28 protein-coding genes are annotated in these 24,575 nt (G+C 69.4%); 14 read left to right on the forward strand and 14 right to left on the reverse strand.

The window, feature by feature from the left end; genetic code table 11:
* Positions 1-26: 26 nt before the first annotated feature.
* The 5 genes from GFK26_RS16350 to GFK26_RS16370 are packed head-to-tail and all read right to left on the reverse strand — an operon-like array spanning position 27 to position 4,322.
* On the reverse strand, positions 27-1,004 hold the full coding sequence (locus GFK26_RS16350) for a biotin-dependent carboxyltransferase family protein (protein ID WP_153282872.1): 978 nt from the start codon (positions 1,002-1,004) through the stop codon (positions 27-29).
* A complete protein-coding gene (locus GFK26_RS16355) occupies positions 994-1,893 on the reverse strand; it encodes a 5-oxoprolinase subunit B family protein (RefSeq protein ID WP_153282873.1) in 900 nt (299 codons plus the stop codon). The genes GFK26_RS16350 and GFK26_RS16355 overlap by 11 nt, the downstream gene beginning before the upstream one ends.
* Positions 1,890-3,281: an acetyl-CoA carboxylase biotin carboxylase subunit gene (locus GFK26_RS16360; RefSeq protein WP_153282874.1), complete on the reverse strand. Its 1,392-nt coding sequence runs from the start codon at positions 3,279-3,281 to the stop codon at positions 1,890-1,892. The genes GFK26_RS16355 and GFK26_RS16360 overlap by 4 nt, the downstream gene beginning before the upstream one ends.
* A gap of 11 nt (positions 3,282-3,292) precedes the next feature.
* Positions 3,293-3,541, reverse strand: a complete 249-nt coding sequence (locus tag GFK26_RS16365; protein ID WP_070062539.1) for an acetyl-CoA carboxylase — start codon at positions 3,539-3,541, stop codon at positions 3,293-3,295.
* Between the two features lie 40 nt (positions 3,542-3,581).
* Positions 3,582-4,322 (reverse strand): 5-oxoprolinase subunit PxpA, encoded by a 741-nt coding sequence (locus GFK26_RS16370; protein ID WP_416222571.1) that lies wholly within the window; start codon positions 4,320-4,322, stop codon positions 3,582-3,584.
* A gap of 271 nt (positions 4,323-4,593) precedes the next feature.
* On the opposite strand from GFK26_RS16370, the gene GFK26_RS16375 reads away from it, so the two are divergent.
* The 4 genes from GFK26_RS16375 to GFK26_RS16390 all read left to right on the forward strand — a co-directional run bounded on the left by GFK26_RS16375 (position 4,594) and on the right by GFK26_RS16390 (position 7,262).
* Complete coding sequence (locus GFK26_RS16375; RefSeq protein ID WP_153282876.1) at positions 4,594-5,520, forward strand: LysR family transcriptional regulator; 927 nt, start codon at positions 4,594-4,596, stop codon at positions 5,518-5,520.
* A 140-nt stretch (positions 5,521-5,660) separates the two neighbouring features.
* A complete protein-coding gene (locus GFK26_RS16380) occupies positions 5,661-5,945 on the forward strand; it encodes a DUF427 domain-containing protein (RefSeq protein WP_056579293.1) in 285 nt (94 codons plus the stop codon).
* Complete coding sequence (locus GFK26_RS16385; RefSeq protein ID WP_153282877.1) at positions 5,942-6,691, forward strand: 2OG-Fe dioxygenase family protein; 750 nt, start codon at positions 5,942-5,944, stop codon at positions 6,689-6,691. Before GFK26_RS16380 ends, GFK26_RS16385 begins: the two co-directional genes overlap by 4 nt.
* A 130-nt stretch (positions 6,692-6,821) precedes the next feature.
* Positions 6,822-7,262, forward strand: coding sequence for a universal stress protein (locus GFK26_RS16390; RefSeq protein WP_101489523.1), 441 nt, complete (start codon positions 6,822-6,824; stop codon positions 7,260-7,262).
* On the opposite strand, the gene GFK26_RS16395 is transcribed toward GFK26_RS16390, so the two are convergent.
* Positions 7,249-7,929, reverse strand: coding sequence for an RluA family pseudouridine synthase (locus tag GFK26_RS16395; protein ID WP_153282878.1), 681 nt, complete (start codon positions 7,927-7,929; stop codon positions 7,249-7,251). The two genes, GFK26_RS16390 and GFK26_RS16395, sit on opposite strands and share 14 nt — an antisense overlap.
* 125 nt (positions 7,930-8,054) lie before the next feature.
* On the opposite strand from GFK26_RS16395, the gene GFK26_RS16400 reads away from it, so the two are divergent.
* Entirely contained in the window at positions 8,055-9,251 is a 1,197-nt protein-coding gene (locus GFK26_RS16400; protein WP_416222560.1) for an MFS transporter, read from the forward strand.
* 3 nt (positions 9,252-9,254) lie between these two features.
* Here GFK26_RS16400 and GFK26_RS16405 read toward each other — a convergent pair whose 3' ends face one another.
* From GFK26_RS16405 to GFK26_RS34030, 3 genes are read right to left on the reverse strand one after another with little or no spacing between them, the layout of a single operon-like run.
* Positions 9,255-9,539 (reverse strand): 2Fe-2S iron-sulfur cluster-binding protein, encoded by a 285-nt coding sequence (locus tag GFK26_RS16405; RefSeq protein ID WP_153282880.1) that lies wholly within the window; start codon positions 9,537-9,539, stop codon positions 9,255-9,257.
* Positions 9,536-9,823, reverse strand: a complete 288-nt coding sequence (locus tag GFK26_RS16410; protein ID WP_153282881.1) for a VF530 family DNA-binding protein — start codon at positions 9,821-9,823, stop codon at positions 9,536-9,538. Before GFK26_RS16410 ends, GFK26_RS16405 begins: the two co-directional genes overlap by 4 nt.
* Positions 9,820-9,966: a hypothetical protein gene (locus tag GFK26_RS34030; protein WP_180288555.1), complete on the reverse strand. Its 147-nt coding sequence runs from the start codon at positions 9,964-9,966 to the stop codon at positions 9,820-9,822. The genes GFK26_RS16410 and GFK26_RS34030 overlap by 4 nt, the downstream gene beginning before the upstream one ends.
* Positions 9,967-10,053: 87 nt before the next feature.
* On the opposite strand from GFK26_RS34030, the gene GFK26_RS16415 reads away from it, so the two are divergent.
* Both GFK26_RS16415 and GFK26_RS16420 read left to right on the forward strand, forming a co-directional pair.
* Positions 10,054-10,572 (forward strand): GNAT family N-acetyltransferase, encoded by a 519-nt coding sequence (locus tag GFK26_RS16415; protein ID WP_153282882.1) that lies wholly within the window; start codon positions 10,054-10,056, stop codon positions 10,570-10,572.
* An 89-nt stretch (positions 10,573-10,661) separates the two neighbouring features.
* The gene (locus tag GFK26_RS16420; protein WP_153282883.1) at positions 10,662-11,576 is read left to right on the forward strand and encodes a DUF808 domain-containing protein; all 915 of its coding nucleotides are present in this window, start codon (positions 10,662-10,664) and stop codon (positions 11,574-11,576) included.
* Between the two features lie 22 nt (positions 11,577-11,598).
* On the opposite strand, the gene GFK26_RS16425 is transcribed toward GFK26_RS16420, so the two are convergent.
* Positions 11,599-11,814 carry a hypothetical protein gene (locus GFK26_RS16425; protein WP_153282884.1) on the reverse strand — a complete coding sequence of 72 codons (216 nt, stop codon included), beginning with the start codon at positions 11,812-11,814 and terminating at the stop codon, positions 11,599-11,601.
* Between the two features lie 136 nt (positions 11,815-11,950).
* On the opposite strand from GFK26_RS16425, the gene GFK26_RS16430 reads away from it, so the two are divergent.
* Both GFK26_RS16430 and GFK26_RS16435 read left to right on the forward strand, forming a co-directional pair.
* Positions 11,951-12,385 (forward strand): cytochrome P450, encoded by a 435-nt coding sequence (locus tag GFK26_RS16430; protein ID WP_228122037.1) that lies wholly within the window; start codon positions 11,951-11,953, stop codon positions 12,383-12,385.
* Between the two features lie 78 nt (positions 12,386-12,463).
* Positions 12,464-13,261: an enoyl-CoA hydratase/isomerase family protein gene (locus GFK26_RS16435; protein WP_153282885.1), complete on the forward strand. Its 798-nt coding sequence runs from the start codon at positions 12,464-12,466 to the stop codon at positions 13,259-13,261.
* A 16-nt stretch (positions 13,262-13,277) separates the two neighbouring features.
* On the opposite strand, the gene GFK26_RS16440 is transcribed toward GFK26_RS16435, so the two are convergent.
* Positions 13,278-14,381, reverse strand: coding sequence for a M14 family metallopeptidase (locus GFK26_RS16440; RefSeq protein ID WP_153282886.1), 1,104 nt, complete (start codon positions 14,379-14,381; stop codon positions 13,278-13,280).
* Positions 14,382-14,427: 46 nt separating this feature from the next.
* Positions 14,428-15,759, reverse strand: coding sequence for an MFS transporter (locus GFK26_RS16445; RefSeq protein ID WP_153282887.1), 1,332 nt, complete (start codon positions 15,757-15,759; stop codon positions 14,428-14,430).
* 131 nt (positions 15,760-15,890) lie between these two features.
* Here GFK26_RS16445 and GFK26_RS16450 point away from each other — a divergent pair, with 131 nt between their 5' ends.
* Positions 15,891-16,790, forward strand: a complete 900-nt coding sequence (locus GFK26_RS16450; RefSeq protein ID WP_153282888.1) for a LysR substrate-binding domain-containing protein — start codon at positions 15,891-15,893, stop codon at positions 16,788-16,790.
* 19 nt (positions 16,791-16,809) lie between these two features.
* Here the strand turns inward: GFK26_RS16450 and GFK26_RS16455 are convergent, their stop codons facing one another.
* The gene (locus GFK26_RS16455; protein WP_153282889.1) at positions 16,810-17,127 is read right to left on the reverse strand and encodes a hypothetical protein; all 318 of its coding nucleotides are present in this window, start codon (positions 17,125-17,127) and stop codon (positions 16,810-16,812) included.
* A gap of 256 nt (positions 17,128-17,383) precedes the next feature.
* Here GFK26_RS16455 and GFK26_RS16460 point away from each other — a divergent pair, with 256 nt between their 5' ends.
* Together GFK26_RS16460 and GFK26_RS16465 are read left to right on the forward strand one after the other, a co-directional pair.
* Positions 17,384-19,495 (forward strand): TonB-dependent siderophore receptor, encoded by a 2,112-nt coding sequence (locus GFK26_RS16460; protein WP_153282890.1) that lies wholly within the window; start codon positions 17,384-17,386, stop codon positions 19,493-19,495.
* Between the two features lie 75 nt (positions 19,496-19,570).
* Positions 19,571-21,967 carry a PepSY domain-containing protein gene (locus GFK26_RS16465; protein ID WP_153282891.1) on the forward strand — a complete coding sequence of 799 codons (2,397 nt, stop codon included), beginning with the start codon at positions 19,571-19,573 and terminating at the stop codon, positions 21,965-21,967.
* Here GFK26_RS16465 and GFK26_RS16470 read toward each other — a convergent pair whose 3' ends face one another.
* Positions 21,968-22,627 carry a glutathione S-transferase gene (locus GFK26_RS16470; RefSeq protein ID WP_153282892.1) on the reverse strand — a complete coding sequence of 220 codons (660 nt, stop codon included), beginning with the start codon at positions 22,625-22,627 and terminating at the stop codon, positions 21,968-21,970.
* Positions 22,628-22,718: 91 nt separating this feature from the next.
* Between GFK26_RS16470 and GFK26_RS16475 the strand changes: the two genes are divergently transcribed.
* Together GFK26_RS16475 and GFK26_RS16480 are read left to right on the forward strand one after the other, a co-directional pair.
* Entirely contained in the window at positions 22,719-23,591 is an 873-nt protein-coding gene (locus tag GFK26_RS16475; protein ID WP_153282893.1) for a helix-turn-helix transcriptional regulator, read from the forward strand.
* Between the two features lie 71 nt (positions 23,592-23,662).
* Entirely contained in the window at positions 23,663-24,574 is a 912-nt protein-coding gene (locus GFK26_RS16480; protein ID WP_153282894.1) for an SDR family NAD(P)-dependent oxidoreductase, read from the forward strand.
* Position 24,575 lies beyond the last annotated feature (1 nt).

Genomic DNA, 24,575 nt, shown 5'->3' on the forward strand with positions numbered 1-24,575 from the left:
GTGAAGAAAAGGGGGAGGGGAACGCGTCAGGCCGCGAGTGCGGCCCGCAGGCGGTCGAGCCGTCGTCGGCGTTCGGCGCGGGCTTCGAGCGCCTGCGCCATGTCGACCTCGACGAAGCGCGCCTTGTGGTTGGGCTGCATCTGGGCGATGAGGTCCATGTCGGCGCTGATGACGGTGCCGACCATCGCGTAGCCGCCGCCCGAGACCGCATCGCGGTGCAGGATGATCGGCTCGCGCCCGCCCGGCACCTGGATGGAGCCGTACGGATAGCCCGCATCGACGATGTTCGACGGGTCGTCGCCCGCGCCGAAGGGCGGCGTGCGGTCCTGGAACTTCAGCGGCGTGCCGTGCTTGTAGCGGTAGCCGATGCGGTCGGCCTCGGAGCCGACGGTCCAGGTGTCGGCGAAGAAGCTCTGCACCGACACCTCCTGCAGGCGGTGGAAGTAGATGCCCGGCAGCACGCGCAGGGCCACTTCTTTTTCGAGCACCGGCAGCAGCGCTGCATCGACCGTGCGGCCCGCGCGGGCGCCGGCAGCGGGCGTGCCCACGGGCAGTGTGTCGCCGGCCAGCAGCTTGCGGCCGTTGAAGCCGCCGAATGCGCCCAGGCCGTAGGTCGAGCGGCTGCCCAGCACCACCGGCACGTCGATGCCGCCGGCCACGGCGATGCACATGCGCGCGCCGAGCTTCATGAAGTCGAAGGCGAGCTTGTCGCCGGCCTGCACCGCGAAGGATGTGTTGCGCGGCACTTCGTTGCCGTTGAGCTTGATCTTCGCGTCGGCGCCGGTCACGGCCACCAGCGTGGGCGCGTCGAACTGCAGCTCGGGCCCGAGCAGCGTGCTTTCGATGACGGCCGCGCCTTCGTCGTTGCCGACCAGCAGGTTCGCGAGCACCAGGCTTTGCTGGTCGAGCGCGCCCGACAGCGGAATGCCCAGGTGGTAGTAGCCGGGGCGGCCGGCGTCCTGCACGCTGGTCGCGAGGCCGGGCTTGAGCACTTCAATCGCCATGGAGCACCTTCAGGAGCTGTTGGTTGTAGCCGTCGGGGTCGGCCAAAAATTCGTTGAGCGAGAACGACACGGGCGCGATGCGCAGCGCGTAGGTGCCGGCCTCGACCTGCGCGATCTGGCGGTCGTACTCGGCGCGGTCGATGGGCTTCCACTTGACGATGTCGCCGGGCTGGAAGAACACCATCAGCTCCTTGAGGTACGACAGCCGCTGCGCCGGGTCGAAGATCGGCGCGGGCGTGACGCCGAACATCTGGTAGCCGCCCGCGCCGCGCACCGAGTAGATGCAGCTGAAGCAGCCGCCGTGGCCCAGCGTGAGCTTGGGCGTGTCGGTGCGCGGGCTCAGGTACTTGGGCACCTGGATCTGGCGCTGCCGCTCGACCATCTGGAACAGGAAGGGCAGGCCGGCCACGAAGCCGACCATCGAAACGAACCATGGTGCCGACGAATGCGCCTCGATGAAGGCCTCGACCGAGGCGTGGCCGTTGATGCGTGCGGCGTATTCGATGTCGGTGCTCGACGGGTCCTGGTGGCGCTCGCGAAAACGCATCAGCGTCTCGTGCGTCCACGGGTCGTTGTAGAGCACCGGAATCTCGACGATGCGCGTCTGCATCTGCAGGTCGGCATCGCCCAGGCCCGCCTCGATTTCCTTCAGCGTGGCGAGCAGCACGTCGGGCGCGATCACATCGGGGTCGAAGCGCACGAGGTAGGCCGCGTTGGCCGGGCAGATCTCGGTCACGCCGGGCAGGGCGCGGCGGCGCAGCTCGTTGCAGATCGCCATGCCCTTGAAGAAGGCCGGCAGCGACATCTCTTCGCTGATCTCGACGAACAGGTGCTCGTCGCCGCCGAAGCTGTAGCGGGCCTGGGCGGGGAGGGTGTTGGCAGCGGTCATGCGGTCACCTTCAAGGCAGGAGCTTCGGGCAATGGATTTGCCGCGAGCCAGGTTTCGAGAAAACCGGTGTGGAACGCGGCCTTCGCCACGTCGGCGTCCTCGCACAGCGCGCGATGCAGCGGAATCGTCGTGTGGATGCCTTCCACCTGCAACTCGTCGAGCGCACGCCGCATGCGGGCCAGCGCGCTGGCGCGGTCGGTGTCGTGCACGATGAGCTTGCCGAGCAGCGAGTCGTAGTACGCGGGCACGGTGTACCCGGAGAACAGCATCGTGTCGAAGCGCACGCCCGGGCCACCGGGCACCACGAGCTGCGACACGAGGCCGGGGCTCGGCATGAAGTTCTTCGCTGCGTTCTCGGCGTTGATGCGCACCTCGATGGCCGCGCCGGTGAGGCGAATGTCTTCCTGCCGCAGGCGCAGCGGCTGGCCAAGCGCGATGCGCAGCATCTCCTTCACGAGGTCGACGCCGGTGATCATCTCGGTGATCGGGTGCTCGACCTGGATGCGCGTGTTCATCTCGATGAAGAAGAACTCGCGCGTGTCGTCGTCGTACAGGTATTCGAGCGTGCCCGCGCCGCGGTAGGCCACGGCGTTCGCGAGCCGCAGCGCCGATTCGCACAGCGCGGCGCGTGTGGCTTCGCTGATGGCTGCCGAGGGTGCTTCTTCCCAGACCTTCTGGCGGCGCCGCTGCAGCGAGCATTCGCGCTCGAAGCAGTGCACCACGCGCTGGCCGTCGCCCAAAATTTGCACTTCGATGTGGCGCGCCTGGCGGATGAAGCGTTCGAGGTAGACCTCGCCGTTGCCGAACGCGGCCTGCGCTTCGGCGGTGGCTGTGGCGAACTGCTGGCGCAGCTCGGCCTCGTCGTGCGCCACGCGGATGCCGCGCCCGCCGCCGCCGGCCGAGGCCTTGATCATGATCGGGTAGCCGATGTCCTTCGCGACTTCGACGGCGGTGTCGGGGTCGGTCACCACGCCCGCGCTGCCGGGCACGGTGGGCACGCCGGCGCGCATGGCGGCGGCGCGCGCCGCGGCCTTGTCGCCCATGGTGCGGATCGCATGCGGCGTCGGGCCCACGAACACCAGGCCCGCAGCCTCGATGCGCTCGGCGAACTCGGCGTTCTCCGAAAGAAAACCGTAGCCCGGGTGCACCGCGCCGGCGCCGCTGTCAGCGGCGGCCTGCAGGATCGCATCGATGCTCAGGTAGCTCTTGGTGGCGTGCGCCGGGCCGATGCGCACGGCTTCGTCGGCCATCTGCACGGCGAGGCTCTGCGCGTCGGCGTCGCTGTAGACCGCAACGGTCTTGAGCCCCAGCTCTTTGGCAGCGCGGATGATGCGCACCGCGATCTCGCCCCGGTTGGCGATCAGCAGTGTGTCGAATGCGGCGGTCATGGGCAGGTGTCTCACGCCGTTTCGATGACAGCCAGCAGCTGGCCCGGATCGACCGGCTCGCCGTTCTCGACGGCGAAGCTGGCCAGGCGCCCGGCCGCGTCGGCCGTGACTTCGCTGAACTGCTTCATCACCTCGACCAGGCCGAGCACGTCGCCCACGGCCACGGTGTCGCCTTCGGCCTTGAACGGCGGCGCGTCGGGCGCCGAGCGGCGGTAGAAGGTGCCCGGCAGCGGGCTCAGGACTTCATGGGTAGCGGGCATCGGGGCACTCCTGGAACAAGATCGGGAAAGGTGAAAAAACTCAGGCTGGCCTGGCGAGGCCTGCAACTTCGATGCCGTGCGCGGCAAGGGCGCGCCGCGTGGCCTGCACGAGCGCGAGCGCGCCGGGCGTGTCGCTGTGGATGCAGACCGAGTCGAAGCCGATCGCCACGTCTTCTCCTTCGACCGTGCGCACCACACCCTCGGTACACGCACGCAGCACCTTGGCGGCCACGGCCTCGGGGTCGAGCGCGCCGACGCGCCGCGTGAAGACGATGGAGCCGCTCAGGTCGTAGTCGCGGTCGGCATAGAACTCGCGCACCACCGGCTGGCCGAGTTCGCGCGCCACCTGGAAGGTGACGGACGACTCCATGCAGAACAGGCGCAGCGTCGGTTCGATCTGCTGCAGGGCAGTGACGAGTGCGCGCGACAGCGCCTCGTCGCGTGCCGCATGCATGTAGAGCGCGCCGTGCGGCTTGATGTGCTGCAGCGTCATGCCGGCCAGGCGCGCGAACTCGCGCAGCGCACCGAGCTGGTAGACCATGTCGTTCACCAGCTCGTCGGCGGGCGCGTTGATGTGGCGGCGCCCGAAGCCCACGAGGTCGCGAAAGCCCGGGTGCGCGCCGATGCCCACGCCGTGCGTGCGGGCCAGCAGCACCATCTTGCGCATGATGTTCGGGTCGCCGGCATGGAAGCCGGTCGCGATGTTGGCCGAACTGATCAGCGGCATGAGCTGCGCGTCGACGCCATCGCCGATGGTCCAGGGGCCGAAGCCTTCGCCCATGTCGGAATTCAGATCGATCCGCGTTGTCTTCGTCACGTCGTCCCGCCTTTGTGTGTGGTGTGCATCGCCGGGGGGCGGTGCAGGTTGGCGCGAAGGTTAGCCAGCGGTCGACAGGCCGAAAAGCATTGTTTTCAGGCGGGTCGATATCTGAAAAACAGATGCTGCAAGCCGCCGGAATGGGCGCTACGCTGGAGGGAAGCGATCGCGCGGTATCGGGTTTTCGCCCGAGGCAGGCAGCGCGTATCAGTAAATACCCTAGGAAGACGGCGCCATGTCCCTGACCCTTCGCCAGCTCAAGTACTTCACTGCGGTGGCCGAGGTGGGGCGCATCTCGCACGCGGCGCTGCAGCTGAACATCTCGCAGTCGGCCGTGACCACCGCGATCCGCGAACTCGAAGAGATGATGGGCCAACAGCTCTTCGAGCGGCACCCGCACGGCGTGGAACTCACCAAGGCCGGGCGCCGTTTCCTGAGCCACGCCTACGCGGTGCTGTCGGCGGCCGACGAAGCGGTGCGCATGCCGCACGAGGGCGAGAACGTCGAGGGCTCGCTCACCATTGCCGCCAGCTACACGGTGCTGGGCTACTTTCTGCCGCACCACCTGCAGCGCTTCGAGCAGCTGCATCCGCAGGTGACGGTGAAGGTGCACGAGGTGGCGCGCGAGGCCATCGAAGAGGGCCTGATCACGCAGCGCTACGACATCGGCGTGGTGCTCACGTCGAACGTGGTTCTGCGCGAGCTGTCGCTCGAAACTTTCTTCGGCTCGCAGCGCCGGCTGTGGGTGCCGGCCAAGCACCCGCTGCTCGACAAGGCCGAGGTGACGCTGGCCGACGTGGCGGCCGAGCCCTACATCATGCTCACGGTCGACGAGGCCGCGGCCACCGCGCTCAAGTACTGGAGCAAGACGCCGCACCAGCCGCAGATACGGCTGCGCACGAGTTCGGTGGAGGCGGTGCGCAGCACGGTCGCCAACGGGCTGGGCGTGACGGTGCTGTCGGACATGGTCTACCGCCCGTGGTCGCTGGAAGGCAAGCGCATCGAGACCATCAACCTGCGCGACGCGGTGCCGACCATGAACATCGGGCTGGGGTGGAAACAGGGCGTCGAGTTCTCGCCGGCGATGACGGCGTTCCGCAATTATTTTCGGCAGCTGTTTCTCGAGCCGGCCTCGGGGCGCACCGGGCGTGGTCGGGGCTGACACGGCAAGGGAAACCCTGCCCGCATCGGGCCGGGATGACCCGGCGCAAGGAAAGCACCGCGCGCCAGCGTCACAATAGCCGCTGTCCCGAGCGCGCAACGCGGCATCGGCACCTTGCACCTCCCCCGGAGATCGATCCCATGAAAGCAACCTGGAACGGCGTCACCATCGCCGAAAGCGACGACACCGTGCTCGTCGAAGGCAACCACTACTTCCCGATGAGTTCGCTCAATCGCGACGTCGTCACCTTCAGCAACCACAAGACCACCTGCCCGTGGAAGGGCTCGGCGAACTACTACTCGCTGCTGGTCAACGGCGAGCTTCATGCCGACGCCGCCTGGTACTACCCGGACCCGAAGCCCGAAGCCGAGGAAATCCGTGACCGCGTCGCGTTCTGGAAGGACGTGAAGGTCAGCGCCCAGTGAGCACCGCCGCCTTCGCTCCCCCGTTCACGCCGCCGACCGAACTGGCCGGCGCGCTGCGCGCGCACGGCTATGCGGTGCTGAGCCCGCAGGGCGTGTGCGAGTGGCTCGGCGTGCCGCTGGCGCAGCTCGAAGCGCTGCACGCCGACTGGAACGACCTGCCGCCCGACGAGTACCTGAAGGACGGCGGCCGCTACCGCACGCGGCGCCATGCCTGCTTCACGGTCGATGCCGACGCCACGCTGGCGCCGGTGCCGCACCGCGCGCACTGGCAGCCGGTCGAATACAACGCGCTGCACGGCGGCATGCAGCGCTGGTTTGCGCCGATGCTCGATGCCACGGTGGCGCAGCCCGTGTGGCAGCGGCTGATGCAGCAGCTCGGCCAGGTCAGCAGCGACATGCGCGGCGCACCACAGCGCTGGTTCGTGGAAGCGCACCAGTTCCGCATCGACACCGCAGGCGGCATCGGCCGCCCGACGCCCGAAGGCGCGCACCGCGACGGTGTCGACCTGGTGGCGGTGGCGCTCATCGGGCGCCAGGGCATCAAGGGCGGCGAGACGCGCGTGTTCGAGGCCAACGGCCGGCGCGGCGAACGCTTCACGATGACCGAGCCGTGGACGCTGCTGTTGCTCGACGATGCCCGCGTGATCCACGAATCGACGCCGATCCAGCCGCTGGAAGAGGGCGGCGACGGGTGGCGCGACACGCTCGTCGTCACCTGCCGGTCCGAGGGTTTCCAGGGGGATTGAGGCGCCTGCGGGCTTCGCTGGCCGGAGTCCTACAGGGCGGGTTCTGCAGAGCGGTTAAATTCGGGGCCCGACCCGGTGCGAACCGGGTCCGTCCGTCTGTCTGTCTGCGAACGCTAAGCGAGGTCCCGCCATGTTCAATCACATCCTGGTCCCCATCGACGGCTCCGAAACTTCCATGCTCGCAGTCAGCAAGGCCAGCGGTCTCGCCCTGGCTTTCGGCAGCCGCATTACGTTGATCCACGTGATCGACAACTACCCCTTCATCGGCGTGGGCGCGGACTACGCGCTCGGCCAGAACGAATACCTCGCGGCGGCCACCGCCAGCGCCAATGCGGCGCTCGCACGCGGCGTGGCCGCCCTGGCGGCCGAAGGCCTGCACAGCGACCAGCGCGTGATCGACGGCCACGTCGTGCACGAAGGCATCGTCGACACCGCCATCGCCATCGCGGCCGACCTGATCGTGATGGGCTCGCACGGCCGCAGCGGCATCGAGAAACTGTTGCTGGGCAGCGTGACGCAGCGCGTGCTGCAGGACGCCACCATGCCGGTGCTCGTCGTCAAGGGCCACTGAGCCACTCAGCCACGAACCCCGCCGCACATTCGAAGTGCAACGGCTCCCGCGTCGCGGGATGCACGAAACCCAATTCCCTGGCATGCAGCAGCAGGCGCGGTGCGCGTGCCTGCAGTGCGGCGTCGCCGTACAGCGCGTCGCCCAGAATCGGGTGCCCGATCGACAGCAGGTGAACGCGCAGCTGATGTGAGCGGCCCGTGAGCGGCTCCAGCAGCACGTGCGTGGCGGCAGGGCCGCCGGGCTGCGACACGCTGCTCAAAGCGCGCCAGCGCGTGAGGCTGGGCTTGCCCGCAGGGTCGATCTTCTGCAGCGGCCGGCGCGGCCAGTCGGCCATCAATGGGGCGTCGATGAGCGACCAATCATCGTGCTGCGGCATCACGCCGTCGACCACGGCTTCGTAGCGCTTGTGCACCTCGCGGTCGGCAAAGGCTGCGCTCAGGGCGCGCTGCATCGCCAGGCCGCGCGCCATCACCACGAGGCCGCTGGTGCCCATGTCGAGCCGGTGCACGATGAGCGCGTCGGGCCACTGGCGCTGGGCGCGTGCGCTCAGGCAGTCCTGCTTGTCGTCGCCGCGGCCGGGCACGCACAGCAGGCCGGCGGGCTTGTCGAGCACCAGCAGGTGGGCATCTTCGTGAACGGGGCGCAGGTCGGGCGGCGAAGCGGTCATGGGGACAACGAGTGTAGAGAGGCTCGGAAAGGCCGAAGAAGCCTCGGCTATCCTCGACCGATATGCCCGGCGCCGCTCCTTCCTCGTCTCCTTCTTTCTCCGACCTGAGGCGCGAGCGCCCCTTCATGCAGTTGTGGGTGGCGCGCCTCTTCGGCACCGCCGCCTCGCAGATGATGCTCGTGGCCATCGGCTGGCACATGTACGAGCTGACCGGCAGCGCGTGGGACCTGGGGCTGGTCGGCCTGTACCAGTTCGTGCCCGCGCTGCTGCTGGCACTGCTCGCCGGCCACGTGGTGGACCGGCACCACCGCGCCCGCATCGTGGCGGTGTGCTTCGCGGTGCAGGGCACCGTGGCGCTGGCGCTGCTGTTCGCGGTGCTGCACAAGAACGACACGCGCGGGCTGCTGCTCGGGCTGTCGCTGGTGCTCGGCGCGGTGCGCGCCTTCCAGATGCCGGCGCAGCAGGCGCTCACGCCGTTGCTGGTGCCGCCGTTGCTGCTGTCGCGCGCGATGGCGTTCAGCTCGGCCGGCATGCAGGGCGCGATCATCGGCGGACCCGCCCTCGGCGGGCTGCTGTTCGTGGCGGGCATGGCGGTGGTCTACGGCGCCAGCGTGCTGTGCTTCGTGATCGCCTGCGTGCTGGTGCTGCGGCTGCGCTACGACCACGCACCGGCCGCCCGCGAGCCGGTCACGCTGGCCACGGTGTTCGCGGGCGTCAATTTCATCTGGCTGCGCAAGCCGGTGCTCGGCGCGGTGTCGCTCGACCTGTTCGCGGTGCTGCTGGGCGGCGCCGTGGCGCTGCTGCCGATCTATGCCAAGGACATCCTGCACACCGGCCCCTGGGGCCTGGGCCTGCTGCGCAGCGCACCGGCGGTGGGCGCGCTGGTGATGTCGATCGCGCTCACGCGCCGGCCGGTCGAGCGCAACGTGGGGCGCACGCTGTTGCTGGCGGTGGGGGCGTTCGGGCTGTGCATGGTGGTGTTCGGGCTGTCGAAGAGCTTTCTCGTCTCGCTCATTGCGCTCGCGGTGTCGGGCGGGGCCGACATGGTCAACGTCGTGATCCGCCAGACGCTGGTGCAACTCGAAACGCCCGACGCCATGCGCGGTCGGGTGAGCGCGGTCAACTCGATCTTCATCGGCGCGAGCAACCAGCTCGGCGAGTTCGAATCGGGCGCCACGGCGGCACTGCTGGGGCCGGTCGGCTCGGTGGTGCTCGGCGGCGTAGGGACGATGCTGGTGGCGCTGACGTGGTTCCGCCTGTTCCCGTCGCTGGCGCAGCGCGACCGGATGGTGGTGGCGGCACCGGCTTCTGCGCGGTCCTGATCTTCAGTCGAAGAGGGCGCGGGCCTGCGGCGTCTCGAGCGTGAGGTCGCTCATCGCCACGGCCACGCACGGAAGAATCCAGCCGTCGATCTTCTCGTCGAAGCTCAGGCCCGGCCATTCGATGAGGTGGCGGCTCTCGCCCGACAGGCGCTGGCAGATGCAGGTGCGGCAGGTGCCGTTGCGGCACGAGCTCGGCAGCTCGATGCCGGCCGCCTCCGCCGCATGCAGCAGCGTGACGCCCGCCTCGGCCTCGAATTCGAGGCCCGACGGTTCGAGGCGGACCTTCATTGGGTCGGAGGTTCTTGCTGCTGCTGCTGTTCGCGGCGTTGCTCGCGCAGCATGAAGAGATACAGGCTCTCGACCTTGTCGCGTGCCCATGGCGTCTTGCGCAAAAACTTGAGGCTGGAACCCACGCTGGGCTCGCTGATGAAGCAGCGGATCGGCACCAGGTGCCCCAGCTGCTCCCAGCCGTAGTAGTCGGCCAGTGCGGTCACGATGGCCTCCAGCGTGAGGCCGTGCAACGGGTTGCGTGGCTGCGCCGGCTTGGGGGCGGGCGCGGGGACGTCGGTCACTTGTTCTTGAGCTTGCCGCGCGGAATCACCGCCGTGGTGACGGTGCGCACGGGCTCGATGCCGCCGGTGGGGGCCTTTGGCGGCGAAGTGTCCTTTCTCGGTTTCTTGGCTTCCTTGTTGGTGCGTTGCTGACCCTTGGCCATATGCTTTCTCCAGTTGATACGTGCGGATGCAGCCGGCAGTTTAGCGGTGCGGCGACAATAGCCGGTTCCACACGTTTTTCCGCTTTCATGTCCGATTACGAAGTTCGCCCCGCCACGATGCGCGACGCCAAGGCCGTCGCCGAAGTCCATGCCCTGTCTGCCAAGGCTGCCTACGAAGGCATCCTGTCCGAAGACGACCTGCGCGTGCTGGCCCCCGCCTCGCGCGAGGCCAAGTGGCGCGAGGCCATCGAATTCAGCGAACCCCAGGTCCATGTGGTGACGCACGACGGCGAGATCGTCGGCTTCGTCGGCTTCGACCGCTCGCGCGACCCCAAGACGCCGCCCACCACGGGCGAAATCTGGGCCATCTACGTCAAGCCCGAGCACTGGGGCAAGGGCGCCGGCGTGGCCCTGTGGGACGCCGCCCGCGAAGGCCTGGCCGAAGAAGGCTGCACCACGGTCACCATCTGGGTGCCGCTGCGCAACGACCGCGCCATGCGCTTCCACGAACTCGCCGGCTTCAAGCGCGAGATGAAGACGGCCAAGACCACGGCGCTCGGCACGGTCCGCGTCGAAGAAATCCGCCTCAAGCGCGTGGTGGACTGATCCACCCCGGATGCCGCGTACGGTCTTCACCGGCGCGGCGTTCGGCTGCGGATAAGCTCGCCGCTTCTTCCACAGCCTGACTTTCGCCCATGGCCACCAGCCTGCTCCTGCTGCTCGACGACATCGCCTCCGTGCTCGATGACGTCTCCGTCCTCACCAAAGTTGCTGCCAAGAAAACCGCCGGGGTGCTCGGCGACGACCTCGCGCTGAACGCGCAGCAGGTCACCGGCGTGCGCACCGAGCGCGAGTTGCCGGTGGTGTGGGCCGTGTGCAAGGGTTCCCTCGTCAACAAGGCGATCCTGGTGCCGGCCGCATTGGCCATCGGCACCTGGCTGCCCTGGCTGGTGACGCCGCTGCTCATGGTGGGCGGCGCGTTCCTGTGCTTCGAGGGCGCCGAGAAGCTGGTCCACAAGTTCCTGCACAAGAAGGAGCACGAGGCCGACACCGCGCGCCACCAGCAGGCCGTGGCCGACACCACGGTCGACGTGGTCGCGGTCGAGAAGGACAAGATCAAGGGCGCCGTGCGCACCGACTTCATCCTCTCGGCCGAAATCATCGCCATCACGCTTGGCACCGTGCAGGGCCAGCCGTTCACCACGCAGCTCAGCGTGCTGGTCGGCATCGCGCTGATCATGACCGTGGGCGTGTACGGCCTCGTGGCCGGCATCGTGAAGCTGGACGACGCGGGCCTGTACCTGAGCCAGCGCAGCAGCGCGGCGGCGCGCGGCCTGGGCCGCGGCATCCTGGCGGCGGCGCCGTGGCTCATGAAGGGCCTGTCGGTGGCCGGCACGGCCGCCATGTTCCTCGTGGGCGGCGGCATCCTGGTGCACGGCGTGCCGGCGTTCGGCCACGCGGTCGAAGACTGGGCCAAGGCCACGGGCGGCGTGTTCGGCACGCTCGGCTCGATGGGCGTCAACGCCGTCGTCGGCATCGTGGCCGGTGCGATCGTGCTGGCCGTGGTGGAACTGGTCGGCAAGCTGCGCGGCAAGAAGGCCGCGCACTGAGAGCTTGAGTGAAGGCCGGACCTCAGCGGTCCGGCTTGCCGCGCTGGAACAGGCCGACGCCCACCAGCGCCACCCCCAGCGCGAGCGCGAACCAGCCGACGAGGTACGCGCCGGCCACCATGTCGAACCAGCGCGTGCCCTGCAGGAAGCGCGGGCCCAGCAGCACGGCGGCGCCGATCAGGAGGCAGAGGATGCCGCGCTCGATGGTGCGCAGCTGTCGGTGGGGGCGTCGGGCCATGGGGGTCTTTGCGAGGGAAAACGGAGACGGCCATTGTCCCGCGCCGCGCGGTGAGGCTGCTGACCCTCGCAAAACGTCGCGTGCACGCATCGGTCGGCGCGCAAAAATGCTTCCAAACGTTGCAGAATCGCAGGCCATGCCACACCGCTTCCTGCCCACCGGTTCCGCCTTCTTCCTCCCGTTCCGACGCGCCTGCGTGGGCGCCTCGCTGGCCCTGGTGGCCACCACGGCCCTTGCGCAGCCGCAGCCCGACCCCGCCGGCTTTCCGCAGGACTCGGTCGGCTACCTCAACGAGGAGCTGCCGCGCATGGAAGCGGCCGTCGCCGCGAAGGATCGCAGCTTCTTCTTCGGCGCGATGACGCGCACGGTGCAGTTCTCCGAGCGTTGGGGTTTCAAGGCCAAGGCCAACCCCGACCTGGCCGCCTACCCGATGTGCACGGCGGCCGTCATGGACTACGCGGTGGTCGGCATGTGCAAGCTCACCCCCGCCGACGACGCCTGCGAGCCGGGCCTGGCGCCGCGTTTCGACGCGAACCTGAAGCGCTGCCGCGAGCTGGCCGCGCAAAAATAGGCCCCCGGCCTTTCTTCTTTTCCTTCATCGAACGAAGTCCCCGCGCCATGGCCGTGCGTGCGGGGCGGAGACACACGCATGGACTACACCCGCTACCAGACCCTCGCCATCACGCGCCGCGGCGCGAACGGCGCGGTGCTCGATATCCAGATGCGCGCCGCCAACGGCAAGCTGCCCACGGCCGGCCATGACGGCCACCGCGAACTGGCCGAAATCTGGCGCGACGTGGCGGCCGACGACACGGTGCGCTGCGCCGTGCTGCGCGGCGAGGGCATGGGTTTCTCGGGCGGCGGCGACCTGGGCATGGTGCAGGACATGACCACAGACGACACCGTGCGCCAGCGCGTGTGGAAAGAGGCGCGCGACCTCGTCTACAACCTCATCAACTGCGACAAACCCATCGTGAGCGCCATGCACGGCCCGGCCGTGGGCGCGGGGCTGGTGGCGGGCCTGCTGGCCGACATTTCCATCGCCACGAAGACCGCGAAGATCGTCGACGGCCACACGCGCCTGGGCGTGGCGGCGGGCGACCATGCGGCCATCGTGTGGCCGCTGTTGTGCGGCATGGCCAAGGCCAAGTACCACCTGCTGCTGTGCGAACCGGTGAGCGGCGAGGAGGCCGAGCGCATCGGCCTGGTGTCGCTGGCCGTGGACGAGGCCGACCTGCTGCCGCGCGCCTACGAGATCGCCGACCGCCTCGCGGCCGGCAGCCAGAGCGCGATCCGCTTCACCAAGTACGCGCTGAACAACTGGCTGCGCCAGGCCGGGCCGACCTTCGATGCCTCGCTGGCGCTCGAGTTCATGGGCTTCGCGGGCGCCGACGTGCGCGAAGGCGTGGCCTCGCTGCGCGAGAAGCGCGCGCCGAACTTCGGCTGAGCCGAAGCCCGTCGCGTCAGGCGTTCTTGAGGCCCTGCAGGGTCTGCAGCAGCACCACGCGCGTCTGCCCCAGCACCATGCCCTTCCACTCGTCGTTGTCGCAGTAGAACGCGTCGCGCAGGCGGCGGCGGATCTCGCGCTTCTGCGATTCGGGCGCCTCGGGATGGCGGCGCAGCCAGGTGTCGGCGCGCAGGCGCTCGAGCACTTCCAGGTCGGGCAGCGTGCCGAACTCCAGGCCCATGGGTGCGACGCGCGCGTTCGGGCATTCGTCGTACGCGGTCGAGATCACCGGGCCCGACACATCGGCCGAGGCCGAGTCGCCCGCGAAGGGCGCGAACACGTCGGCGCCCCACCAGGCGTGGGCCAGTGCCAAGTCTTCGGGCGTGTTGCGGCCCGGGTAGATCTTTTCGCCGTGGCCGTAGGGGCCCAGGCCGGTGTGCACGTCGATCCAGCCCAGGTGCGTGGCCGAGGCCGTGTAGCTGCGCAAGATCGCGCGGATGGTGCGGTTGCTCCATGACGGCGCGGTGCCGCCGTAGAACAGGCCATCGGGCGAGGTGTACTGGCCGCGCGTGACGGCCGCGCGAAAGGCGGTCATGCCGTGCGTGGCGATGTAGCTCGCCACGGCCGCGTCGTCGGCGGGCGTCGGCGGCCAGCTGGCGGGCAGCACCAGCGGCTCCACGTCGGCGTACGCGGCGTTCACCGGCAGCGGCGCGCTGAAGTCGATGTGGTTGCGGTTCAGGTCGATGTTGTCTTCGTTGGTGCGGTGCAGGTGCGAAAAACCGTGCGGGTTCACCGCATGCACCAGCAGCAGCGCGACGCCCGCGCGGTCCAGGCGCGCGAGCAGGTCGGCGTCGTTCAGCGTGGCGACCTGTGCGCCCGAGCCGCAGAAGCCCTCGGGGCCGTGCGTGCCCGAGGTGACGAGCAGCACCTTCTTGGCGTCGGCCGCGCCGATCAGCGCGACGTCGATGGCGAGTTCTTCGCCGAGCGCGCCACGGTGCGTCGGGTGCACGAACGATTCGATGGCGGCACCGCGCGCCGCGGCGGCCTCGAGGAACTTGGCGCGGGCTTCGACGTACGTGCCCGAGAAATGGCGGGTAGCGGCGGTGGCAGGCTGGGACATGGCGGGAAGATTCCTGTGCATGAAGGCGGGAAGGAGGAAGACGGTATCAGGCGGGCGCGTGGGCGTTGGCCGCGTCGATGTCGCGGCCCGTGTGGTCGCGCAGCCAGAGCAAGCCGAGCAGCGACACCAGCGTCATCGCCACGAGATACCAGGCCGGCGCGAGCTTGCTGCCGGTGGCGTTGACCAGCCAGGTGCTGATGAAGGGCGCGAAGCCGCCGAAGAGCGCCACGCCGACGCTGTACACCAGCGACATGCCGCTCGCGCGCACGCGCTTGGGAAACATCTCCGGCAGCATCGTGATGCCCGGCACCGTCTGCACGACCAGGCCGATGCTCAGCACGCCGAGCACGGTGAACAGCACCACGGGCGTGGGCGAGGCGTTGAGCCACAGGAAGCCCGGGTAGATCAGGATCGCCATCACGATGCGGCTCCAGAGGATGAGCGGCTTGCGGCCCACAACGTCCGAGAGCTTGCCCACGAACGGCGCGAGCGCGAACGACAGCAGGCCCGTGAGCGCCGCGCCGAACAGCGCCACCGAGGGCGTGAGGCCGAGCTCGCGCACCGCGTAGGTCGGCATGTAGAAGGTGACCACGTACGCTGCCGTGGTGCCGCCCACCAGCGCGAGGATGGCGGCCAGCACCGTCTTGCCGTGCTGCGTGCAGACGATCTTCAAGCTGCTCTCGCGCGGCGCCTTGGCGTCTTCGGGCGAGATGTGCAGCGACTCCTCGAGGTGGCGGCGGATGTACATGCCCACCGGCGCGATCAGCATGCCGAGGATGAACGGCACGCGCCAGCCCCAGCTCTGCATGGCTTCGGGCGTCAGCGAGAAGGTGAGCGCGCCCACCACCACGGCGCCGAGCATCACGCCCAGGCCCTGGCTCGCGAACTGCCAGCTCGCCATGTAGCCGCGGTTGGCCGGCGTGGCGTGCTCCACCAGCAGCGTGGTCGATGCGCCCACCTCGCCGCCGGCCGAGAAGCCCTGGATCAGCCGCGCCAGCACGATCACGATCGGCGCCGCGACGCCGATGCTCGCGTAGGTCGGCGTGAAGGCGATCAGCGCGCAGCCCAGCGCCATCAAAAAGATCGTGAGCGTCATGGCCTTCTTGCGGCCCGCGCGGTCGGCGTACGCGCCGATCACGATGCCGCCCAGCGGCCGCATGATGAAGCCGACACCGAAGCTCGCCACCGTCAGCAGCAGCTGGCCGTAGGAGCTGAAGGTCGGGAAGAACAGCTTGCCGATCACCAGCGCAAGAAAGCCGTAGACCGTGAAGTCGAAGAACTCCAGTCCGTTGCCGATGGTCGTGGCCACGATGGTCTGGCGCCGGCGTGCGGGCGACGACGGGGAGGTGGGCAAGGGCTGGGAAGCGCGGGTGTTCATGTGTCTCCTGGGTGTGGCTCGATAGCGCAGGCCGCGTTGGGCCTTGGCCGCGGCGGATGCTAGAGACTCGCTGCTGTCATGAAAAGACAATAATTGGGCGTCAACGATAACTTTTGGTTGTCACTCCAAAGATGAAGCCCAATCAGTTGCATGCCTTCGTGGCCGTGGTCGAGCAGATGAGCATCCGCGCCGCCGCGCGCGTGCTCGGCATCTCGCAACCGGCAGTGACCAAGATCGTGCGCGAGCTGGAGCGCGAGGTCGGTGCGCCGCTGGTGGAGCGCAGCGTGAAAGGCGTGCGGCTCACGCAGTTCGGCCTGGCCTTCGCGCCGCGCGCGCGGCTGCTGCTGGCGGACATGGAGCGCGCCCGCGACGAGATTGCGCAGATCCGCGACGGCGCCACCGGCTCGGTCTCGCTGGCCGTGAGCGCCTCGTTCGCGCTCACCGTGCTGCCCGCCGCCTTCAAGGACTTCCACACGCGCCTGCCCGCCGTCGACGTGCAGTTCAGCGAGGCCGTGCTGCCGTGGATGCTCGCGCGGCTGCGCGACGGCTACCTCGACTTCGCGGTGGCGCACGTCGTGCCCGGCACGCTCGATCCGCAGTTCGAGGCGCTGGAGCTGTTTCCGGTGCAACTGGTGGTCGGCCTGCGCGAGCGCCATCCGCTGCGCAATGCGCGGTCATTGCACGATCTCTATGCCGCCGAATGGGTCCTGCCGGGCGACGACCATGGCGGAACCAACGCCGTGGCGCCGCTGTTCACCCCGCTCGGCTTGTCGCCGCCCGCGCGCGTGCTGCAAGGCCACTCGGTCACCGTGGCGCTCGCGTTGGTGGGCCACATGGATTTGATCGGCCTCTTCGTCGAGCCGCTCGCAGGGCTCAGCTTCAAGCGCCACGGCATCCGGCGCGTCGAGGTGCGCGAGACGATGCCGATACTGAACGTGTGCGTGGTGCGCCGCCGCGGGCAGCCGTCGACGCCGGCGGCGCAGCATTTCATTGAGTGCATTCAGCGGGCGTCGGCGATGAGGGCGGCGTAGCGGCCCGCCAGGCCTCTGTTCAACGCCAGAACATCAACAGCATCGCGACCAGCAGTTGGACGCCGAAGACCACGACGGCGCTGGCGACCATCAGCAGCGCCACGAAGCCGACGAAGTAGGCCGCGCGTCGGCCCCAGTGCGGCATGCTGGGTACGCAATACCAATAGAGCAGCGCGGCCATGCCGATGTGGCATGCCCCGATCACGTACAGGATGACGCGTGAGGCTTCGGGGGAAGCAAAGACCGAGGTGCCCAGCCACAGGAAGAAAAGCTCCACCAGCGGGACCACGGTGACCCAGGCGAGCACGCCGAGCGCAAGGCGTTTCGCCGTCTTCATTGCAGGGCCTCGCTCTCGACGCAGTGGACGATGGGATGCGCCGGTTCCCGTCCGGTCGATTTCTGAGGGGCAGTCATGAATTTCCTCCGTGATGGCGTTTCGAATGGAACGCTCTGACGCTTGATCCTATCGGCGAGGGCTCGCGATGGCCATCAAATGAGAATTTCTCTCATCCATAATCCCCTCCCGCTTCCGCACACCGGAAGTGCCATCAGGCCACCGGGAGGTGCGCCGCCAGAACATCCAAGGGTTTTGAATGAAGAGAGTTTGTGTGAGCCTCGCGCTCGCCGCCGTGCAGGCAGCGCAGGCGCAATCCGTGCCTGCGTCCGCTGCCGAAGCGAGTGAGTTGAGCACCGTCAACGTCGAAGCCTCGCGTGCGAACGGCTTCCTGGCCGAGACGGTCGAGGCGGGCACGTTCCGGGGCGCGTCGGTCATGGACGTGCCGGCCACGGTCAACACGGTGACGCGCGAGGTGATCGAGCTGCAGGGCGCCACCGGCGTGTACGACGTGCTGCGCAACACGGCCGGCGTGACGCGCCAGCAGAACGGCGGCGACACCTTCGACCAGCTCGTGATCCGCGGCATCGCGGTGGAGAACCGCACCAACTACCGCCTCAATGGCGCGCTCGCGATTCCCAACGTGTCCGAGATCCCGATGGAGAACAAGGAGCGCGTCGAAGTGCTCAAGGGCGCATCGGCGCTGTACTACGGCTTCACCACGCCGGCGGGGGTCATCAACTTCGTCACCAAGCGCGCGGGGCGCACGCCCGTGACCTCGCTCGGGATGAGCGTCGACAACCAGGGCGGGCTGCAGGGGCAGGTCGACATCGGCCGGCAGTTCGGCGAGAACAACCAGTTCGGCGTGCGGCTGAACGCGGCCGGCGGCCAACTGGGCTCGACGATCGATGGTGTCGACGGCGACCGAAAATTCGTCTCGGCCGCGCTCGACTGGCGCGTGAACCGGCGGCTCACGCTCAAGGCCGACATCGAGCACTACCGCAAGCGCATCACCGAGCAGGCCGGCATCGCGCGGCTCGCGGCCGTGAACGGCGTCATCGCGCTGCCGGCGCTGCCCGATCCGCACAAGCTGCTGGCGCCGCCCTGGGCCGTGTTCGAGGCCGAGGTCACCAACACGCAACTGCGCGCCGACTACGCCTTGAGCGACAACTGGGCGATCAGCGTGGAAGCCGGCCATTCCGAGGCCGAGCGCGACCGGCGCCTGGCGCAGTTCAGCAACTACAACGTGCGCACCGGCATCGGCCGCCTCACGGGCAACGTGCAGCATCTTGAGCAACGCTCCGACTTGCTGCGCACCGAGCTGTTCGGCACCTTCGCCACCGGCCCGCTGCAGCACGAGCTGACGCTCGGTGCGGCGCGCAGCGACAAGACGCAGGCGCCCGTCTTCCAGCGCAACTTCGGCGGCGCGACCACGCTGCAGAACCTCTACAACCCCGTGCCCATCGGCGCGCTGGCGCTGAGCGCGATGCCGTCGCGACCCAGCTCCGGCGCACAGGACAGCGAGGAGCTGGGCCTGTACGCGCTCGACCGCATCACCTTCTCGCCGCAGTGGCAGCTGGTGGCCGGCCTGCGCCACACGCGCTACCAGAGCTGGCAGGGCGCGAGCGCCACGCTGCCGGCTCTGGACTACAGCGTGCGCAAGACCACGCCGCTGGCCGCGTTGAGCTACAAGTTCACGCCCGACCTCATGGCCTACGTGTCGTACTCGCAGGGCGTGGAAGAGGGCGAGGTCGCGCCGGCCGGCACCGCCAACCAGAACACACGCATGCCGCCGGGCGTGAGCCGGCAGAAGGAAGTCGGCCTGCGCTGGCTGACCGGCAGCGGCACGCTGCTGTCGGGCGCGCTGTTCGACATCGAACGGCCCGGCGCCTACACCGACAGCGCCAACACCTTCGTGGCCAGCGGGCGCCAGCGCTACCGCGGCTTCGAGGTGTCTGCGCAGGGCCGGTTGACGGCCGCGCTGGCGTGGCAGCTCTCGGGTCAGTGGCTCGACGCCGAGTTCCGCCGCATCAACGCGCAGTACGACGGCAAGCGACCCGAGAACACGGCGCGCACCACGGCGAGCGCCTTTCTCTCGTACGACATCGCGGCGGTGCCGGGGCTGTCCGTCAACGGCGGTGCGTACTTCACCGGGCGCCGCCCCATCGACGACCTGAACCAGGGCTTCATCGGCGGCGCGACAGTCTTCGGCCTGGGCGCGCGCTATGTGGCGCAGTTCATGGGCAAGCGCACCACCTTCCAGCTGAACATCGACAACGTGGGCGACAAGCGCTACTGGTCGGCGGCCGGCACGCGGCTGGCGGTGGGCACGCCGCGTACGATCAAGGCCCTGGTCAAGATCGATCTTTGACTCGTTGAGTGAAGTCCCCCGCCGCGGCGGGGCTTTCTGTTTTTCGCTTCCCCTTCTTTCTGCTGTCTGTTTTTCATGGCCTTGCTGCGTCGCGTCTGGTTCCAGATCCATTGGTTCATCGGCATCACGGCGGGCAGCGTGCTGGTCGTCATCGGCTTGAGCGGCGCGACGCTGTCGTTCCGCGCCGAGATCACCGACCTGCTGAACCCGACCCCGGCGGCCTCGGCCGCACCCGCATTGGCACCGCCTGCGCTCGTCGCGCGCGTGCAGGCCGAGATGCCCGGGCGGCGCATTGCGACCGTGGCCGTGTCGACCGAGCCCGGGCGCGCCGCGCGCATCGGCTTTGCGCCGCCGCCCGGCGAGCGGCGCGGCGAGACGCGCTTCGTCGATGCCGCCACCGGCGCGCTGCTGCCCGATCCCGTGGGCGAGCACTTCTTCGAGTTCGTCGAAGAGCTGCACCGCTGGCTCCTGCTACCGCGCGACGACGGCAAGCCCATCACCGGTTCTCTGGCCGGCCTGTTGCTGCTGCTCGCGCTGTCGGGCCTGTACCTGCGCTGGCCGCGCCGCCCCTTCGCGTGGCGCCAGTGGCTGCGCATCGACTTCGCGCTGCGCGGCCGCGCCTTCCTGTGGAACCTGCATGCGGTGGTCGGCACCGTCGCGCTGCTGGCCTACGTGGTGTCGACCAGCACGGGCATGTACTGGGCCTTCGACGGGCTGCGCAAGGTGGTCGACGGCGCCGTCGGCGAAGCCCGCGTGATGCGCGCCGAACGCGCACCGGCCGATGCGCCAGTGACGCTCGACCTGGCGCGCGTCTGGCAGGCGTTTGTCGACACCACCGGCGGCGACTGGACCCAGGTGACGCTGCGGCTGCCCGCGCGCAACGGCACGCAGGTGGAGGCCGTCTACCTGCGCACGAACCCCGAGCACGAGCGCGCGCGCAACCGGCTGTACCTGCAGGCCGCGACTGGCGAGACGCTGCGCCACGAACGCTATGCCGACAAGCCGCCCATGGGCCGCTTCGTGAACAGCATCTATCCGCTGCACATGGGCACCTACTGGGGCCTGCCGGGGCGCATCGTGATGATGCTCACCAGCCTGGGGCTCGCGCTCTTCGCGATCAGCGGCTGGATGATGTACCTCGGCCGGCGCCGCACCGCGAAGGCCGTGCGCGCCGAGCGTGCGTTACTCGATGCGGCCACGGTGCCCGCGACGGCGAGCGATGCGGGGCAGGTGCTCGTCGCCTTCGCGAGTCAGACCGGCCATGCCGAGCGCCTCGCGCTGCAGACGGCCAGCGCGCTGCAGGCCGCAGGTGTCGCGGCGGTGGTGCGCCCCGCGTCCGCGTTGAACGCCGATGCGCTGCTGCATTTCCGGCAGGTGCTGTGGGTCGCGAGCAGCTTCGGCGAAGGCGATCCGCCCGACAGCGCGCGCGCCTTTGCGCGTGCGTTCGCGCGGCAGGGCGGCCCGGGCTTGCGCCACCTGCGCTACGGCCTGCTCGCCCTCGGCGACAGCCACTACGCCACCTTCTGCGGCTTCGGCCGCAAGCTCGACCACGACCTGCGCAACCAGGGCGCGCAGCCGATGTTCCCGATGATCGAAGTGGACGGCGAAGACCCGCTGGCGCTCGCACGTTGGCACGATGCGCTGCGCGAGAGCTTCGGGGTGCGCGACGCCACGTGGCCTGTGTCGACCGCACCGGCTTTCGATGCCTGGCGGCTCGACGGCCGGCGTTTGCTCAATGCGGGCAGCCAGGGCGATCCGCTGTTCGAGATCGAACTGCGGCGCGTCGATGGCAATGACGCAGCGAACTGGGCGCCCGGCGCACTGGTCGAGATCGTGCCGCGCCAGATGCACGACGACGGCGCCCCGGCGCCCGCGCCGCGCAGTTACTCGGTCGCGTCGATTCCGTCCGATGGCGCCGTCCAACTGCTCGTGCGGCAGGCGCGGCACGACAACGGCCTGGGCGTGGCCTCGGGCTGGCTCACGGTCGGTGCGCCGATGGGCGCAGAACTCGCGCTGCGCCTCGTCGCCAACCCAGGGTTCGCACTGCCTGACGACGCGCGGCCTTGCGTCTTCATCGGCAACGGCTCGGGCTTCGCGGGCCTGCGCGCGCTGCTGCGCGAGCGTGCACGCCGCGGGCACGGCCGCAACTGGCTGGTGTTCGGCGAACGGCACGCCGCGCACGACGGCTTCGGCGCGGAGGAAGTCGCGGCATGGCAGGCCGGCGGTCTCGTGGCGCGTGCCGACTTCGTCTACTCGCGCGACCAGGCGCAGCGCGTGTACGTGCAGGACCGCCTGCGTGAGTCCGCCGAAGCGCTGAAGCAGTGGGTGGACGAAGAGGGCGCGATCGTCTTCGTGTGCGGCAGCCTGGAAGGCATGGCGCCGGGCGTGGATGCGGCGCTCACCGAGGTGCTGGGCGAGAGCGGCATGGACGCGCTCATCGCTGAGGGCCGCTACCGCCGCGACGTGTACTGATCAGGCGGGCGGAAAGCTCACACCCGGTTCTCCCGCCTGCCAGGGCGCGTACTTGGCCATGGCGCGCGTGAAGAGGTCCGACGCAGTCCAGCCCGCCAGCCAGGCCTGCAGGCGCGGCCAGGGCTGCGCGTCGAACCAGATTGGGTCGACCATCGCGAACTGGCGCACGAAGGGCATGAGCGCCGCGTCGGCCAGCGTGGCATGCGCGCCGGCCAGCTGTGCCGACATCGCGAGCCTGTCTTCGAGCCCTTCCGGGAAGCGCGCGCCCTCGTCGCGTGCCGAGCCTTCCGATGCGGGGTAACGCGCCGGGTATTTGTAGCGGTCGAGCAGCGGCTTGAAGTCGTTGTCGCACGTCGCCACCAGCGCGAGCAGCTCATCGAGCGTGCCGCGCTCCGGCGTCAGCCAGCGCAGCGGATCGTGGCGGCGCAGCGCCCACAGCATCACGTCCAGGCTTTGCTCCAGCACCGCCGCGCCACCGTCGAGCACCAGCACGGGGACAGTGCCCTTGGGCGAGGCCGCGAGCATTTCGGCGGGCTTGCGTTTCAGCTCGATCTCGCGCAGTTCGCAACGCTGCCCGCTCGCCACCAGCGCGAGCCGGGCCCGCATCGCATAGGGACAGCGGCGGAACGAATAGAGCACGGGGAGGGCGGAGTCGGGCATGCGAACGAAAGATGAGCAGCGGGAGCCGGCCGATTGTCGAACCATCGGGCCGGGTCGCGCGGCAGCGGGTTTTTCCTCACAATCGACCGCCATGGGCGAACGTCTTTTTCTCCGGCTCCACGACGACCCGCTGCACGGGCCGGAGTCGGGCGTGCCCGACGGCACGCTGCATGTGCTGCCGATCGCGCCGGCCCTGCAGTCGCATGTGTCGCACCTGCTGATGTACCGCGAGACCTTCGCGCCCGGCCACGAGATGCGCGAGCGCGTGCTGCCCGATGGCGCGATCCGGCTGGTTTTCAACTTCGGCGATGCGCCCTCGGCCGACAACGCGCCGGGGCAGGCGGTCGAAGCCATCGGCGCCTTCGCCGCGCCGGCCGTGGTGCGGATGCGCGACACGGTGGAAGGCCTGTCGGTGGCGCTGCGCCCCGGCGCGGCGGCGGCGTTGCTCGGCGTGCCCGCCGGCGAGATCGCGGGCCGAGCGGTGCACCTCGACGAACTCTGGGGTGGCGAGGGCTCGACGCTGCTCGCGCGCATGGCCGAAGCACGCGGCGATGTTGCACGCGCCGATCTGCTGCAGCAGGCCCTGGTGAAGCGGTTGCAGGAAGCCGGCGACAGCACGCCACCGGCCGCCGCCATGCACGCCGCGCGGCTCATCGCCGCCGCCGACGGGCGTCAGCCATTGCGCGAGGTGGCGCAGGCGGTCGGCGTGGGCGAGCGCCGGCTGCAGCAGATCTTTCATGCGCACGTCGGGCTGTCGCCGCGCGCCTGGGGCCGGCTCGCGCGGCTGCACGCGTGCCTGCGCGCGCTGCGTCTGCACAGCGCGCCGGCCTGGGCCGACATGGCGCTGGACCACGGGTTCTACGACCAGTCGCACCTCGTCAACGAGTTCCGCGCCCTGTGCGGCGTGACGCCCACCGAGTTCCTCGGGCGCAGGGGTTCGGTTTCTTCCAAGACGGCGCGCTGAGGCCGGCCTATCGTGGCGGCTTGTCCTCGCTCTGGAAGGAGGACCCTCACCGAACGAAGGAGCAATGACACATGACAGCAGCACCCTCCACCCCTGACGCCGCGCACCGCCCGCTGGCGGGCCGCGTGGCCGTGGTGACCGGCGCCAGCCGCGGCGCGGGCCGCGGCATCGCGCAAGAACTGGGCGCGGCCGGCGCCACCGTGTACGTGACCGGGCGCAGCACCCGCGCGCGGCCGGCCGACACCTACGGACAGTTGCTCGCGCTGTCCGAGCTGGCCGCCTTGCCCGGCACCATCGACGACACCGCCGACGAGGTCACGCGGCTCGGCGGGCGTGGCATCGCCGTGGCCTGCGACCACACGAAGGAAGACGAAGTGGAGGCGCTGTTCGCGCGCGTCGAACGCGAGCAGGGCCGGCTCGACCTGCTCGTGAACAACGCCTGGGGCGGGCACGAAACCTTCACGGGTGTCTTCGAGGCGCCGTTCTGGGAGCACCCGTTGTCCAACTGGGACTCGATGTTCGACCGCGGCGTGCGCAACCACCTCGTGGCCAGCCGCTGCGCCGCGCCGGGCATGGTGGCGCGCAGGCAGGGCCTGATCGTCACCACCACCTTCTGGGATCGCGGCCACTACCTGCGCGGCAACCTGTTCTACGACCTCGCCAAGGCGTCGATGACGCGGTTGGCCTTTGGCATCGCGCAGGAACTGCAGCCGCACGGCGTGGCCTCGGTGGCCGTGTCGCCGGGCTGGATGCGCACCGAGTTCGTGCTCGCGGGCCACAAGACCGACGAGGTGCACTGGCAGGAGCGCCCCGCGCTGGCACGCACCGAATCGCCGCGCTACCTGGGCCGCGCGGTGGCCGCGCTGGCGGGCGATGCGCAGGTGCTCGACAAGACCGGCCAGGTGCTGCGCGTGGGCGACCTCGCGCGTGCCTACGGCTTCACCGACATCGACGGGCGGCAGGTCGAGCCGTTCGAGCTGTAGG

The organism is Variovorax paradoxus (assembly GCF_009498455.1).
GTDB classification, from domain to species: domain Bacteria; phylum Pseudomonadota; class Gammaproteobacteria; order Burkholderiales; family Burkholderiaceae_C; genus Variovorax; species Variovorax paradoxus_H.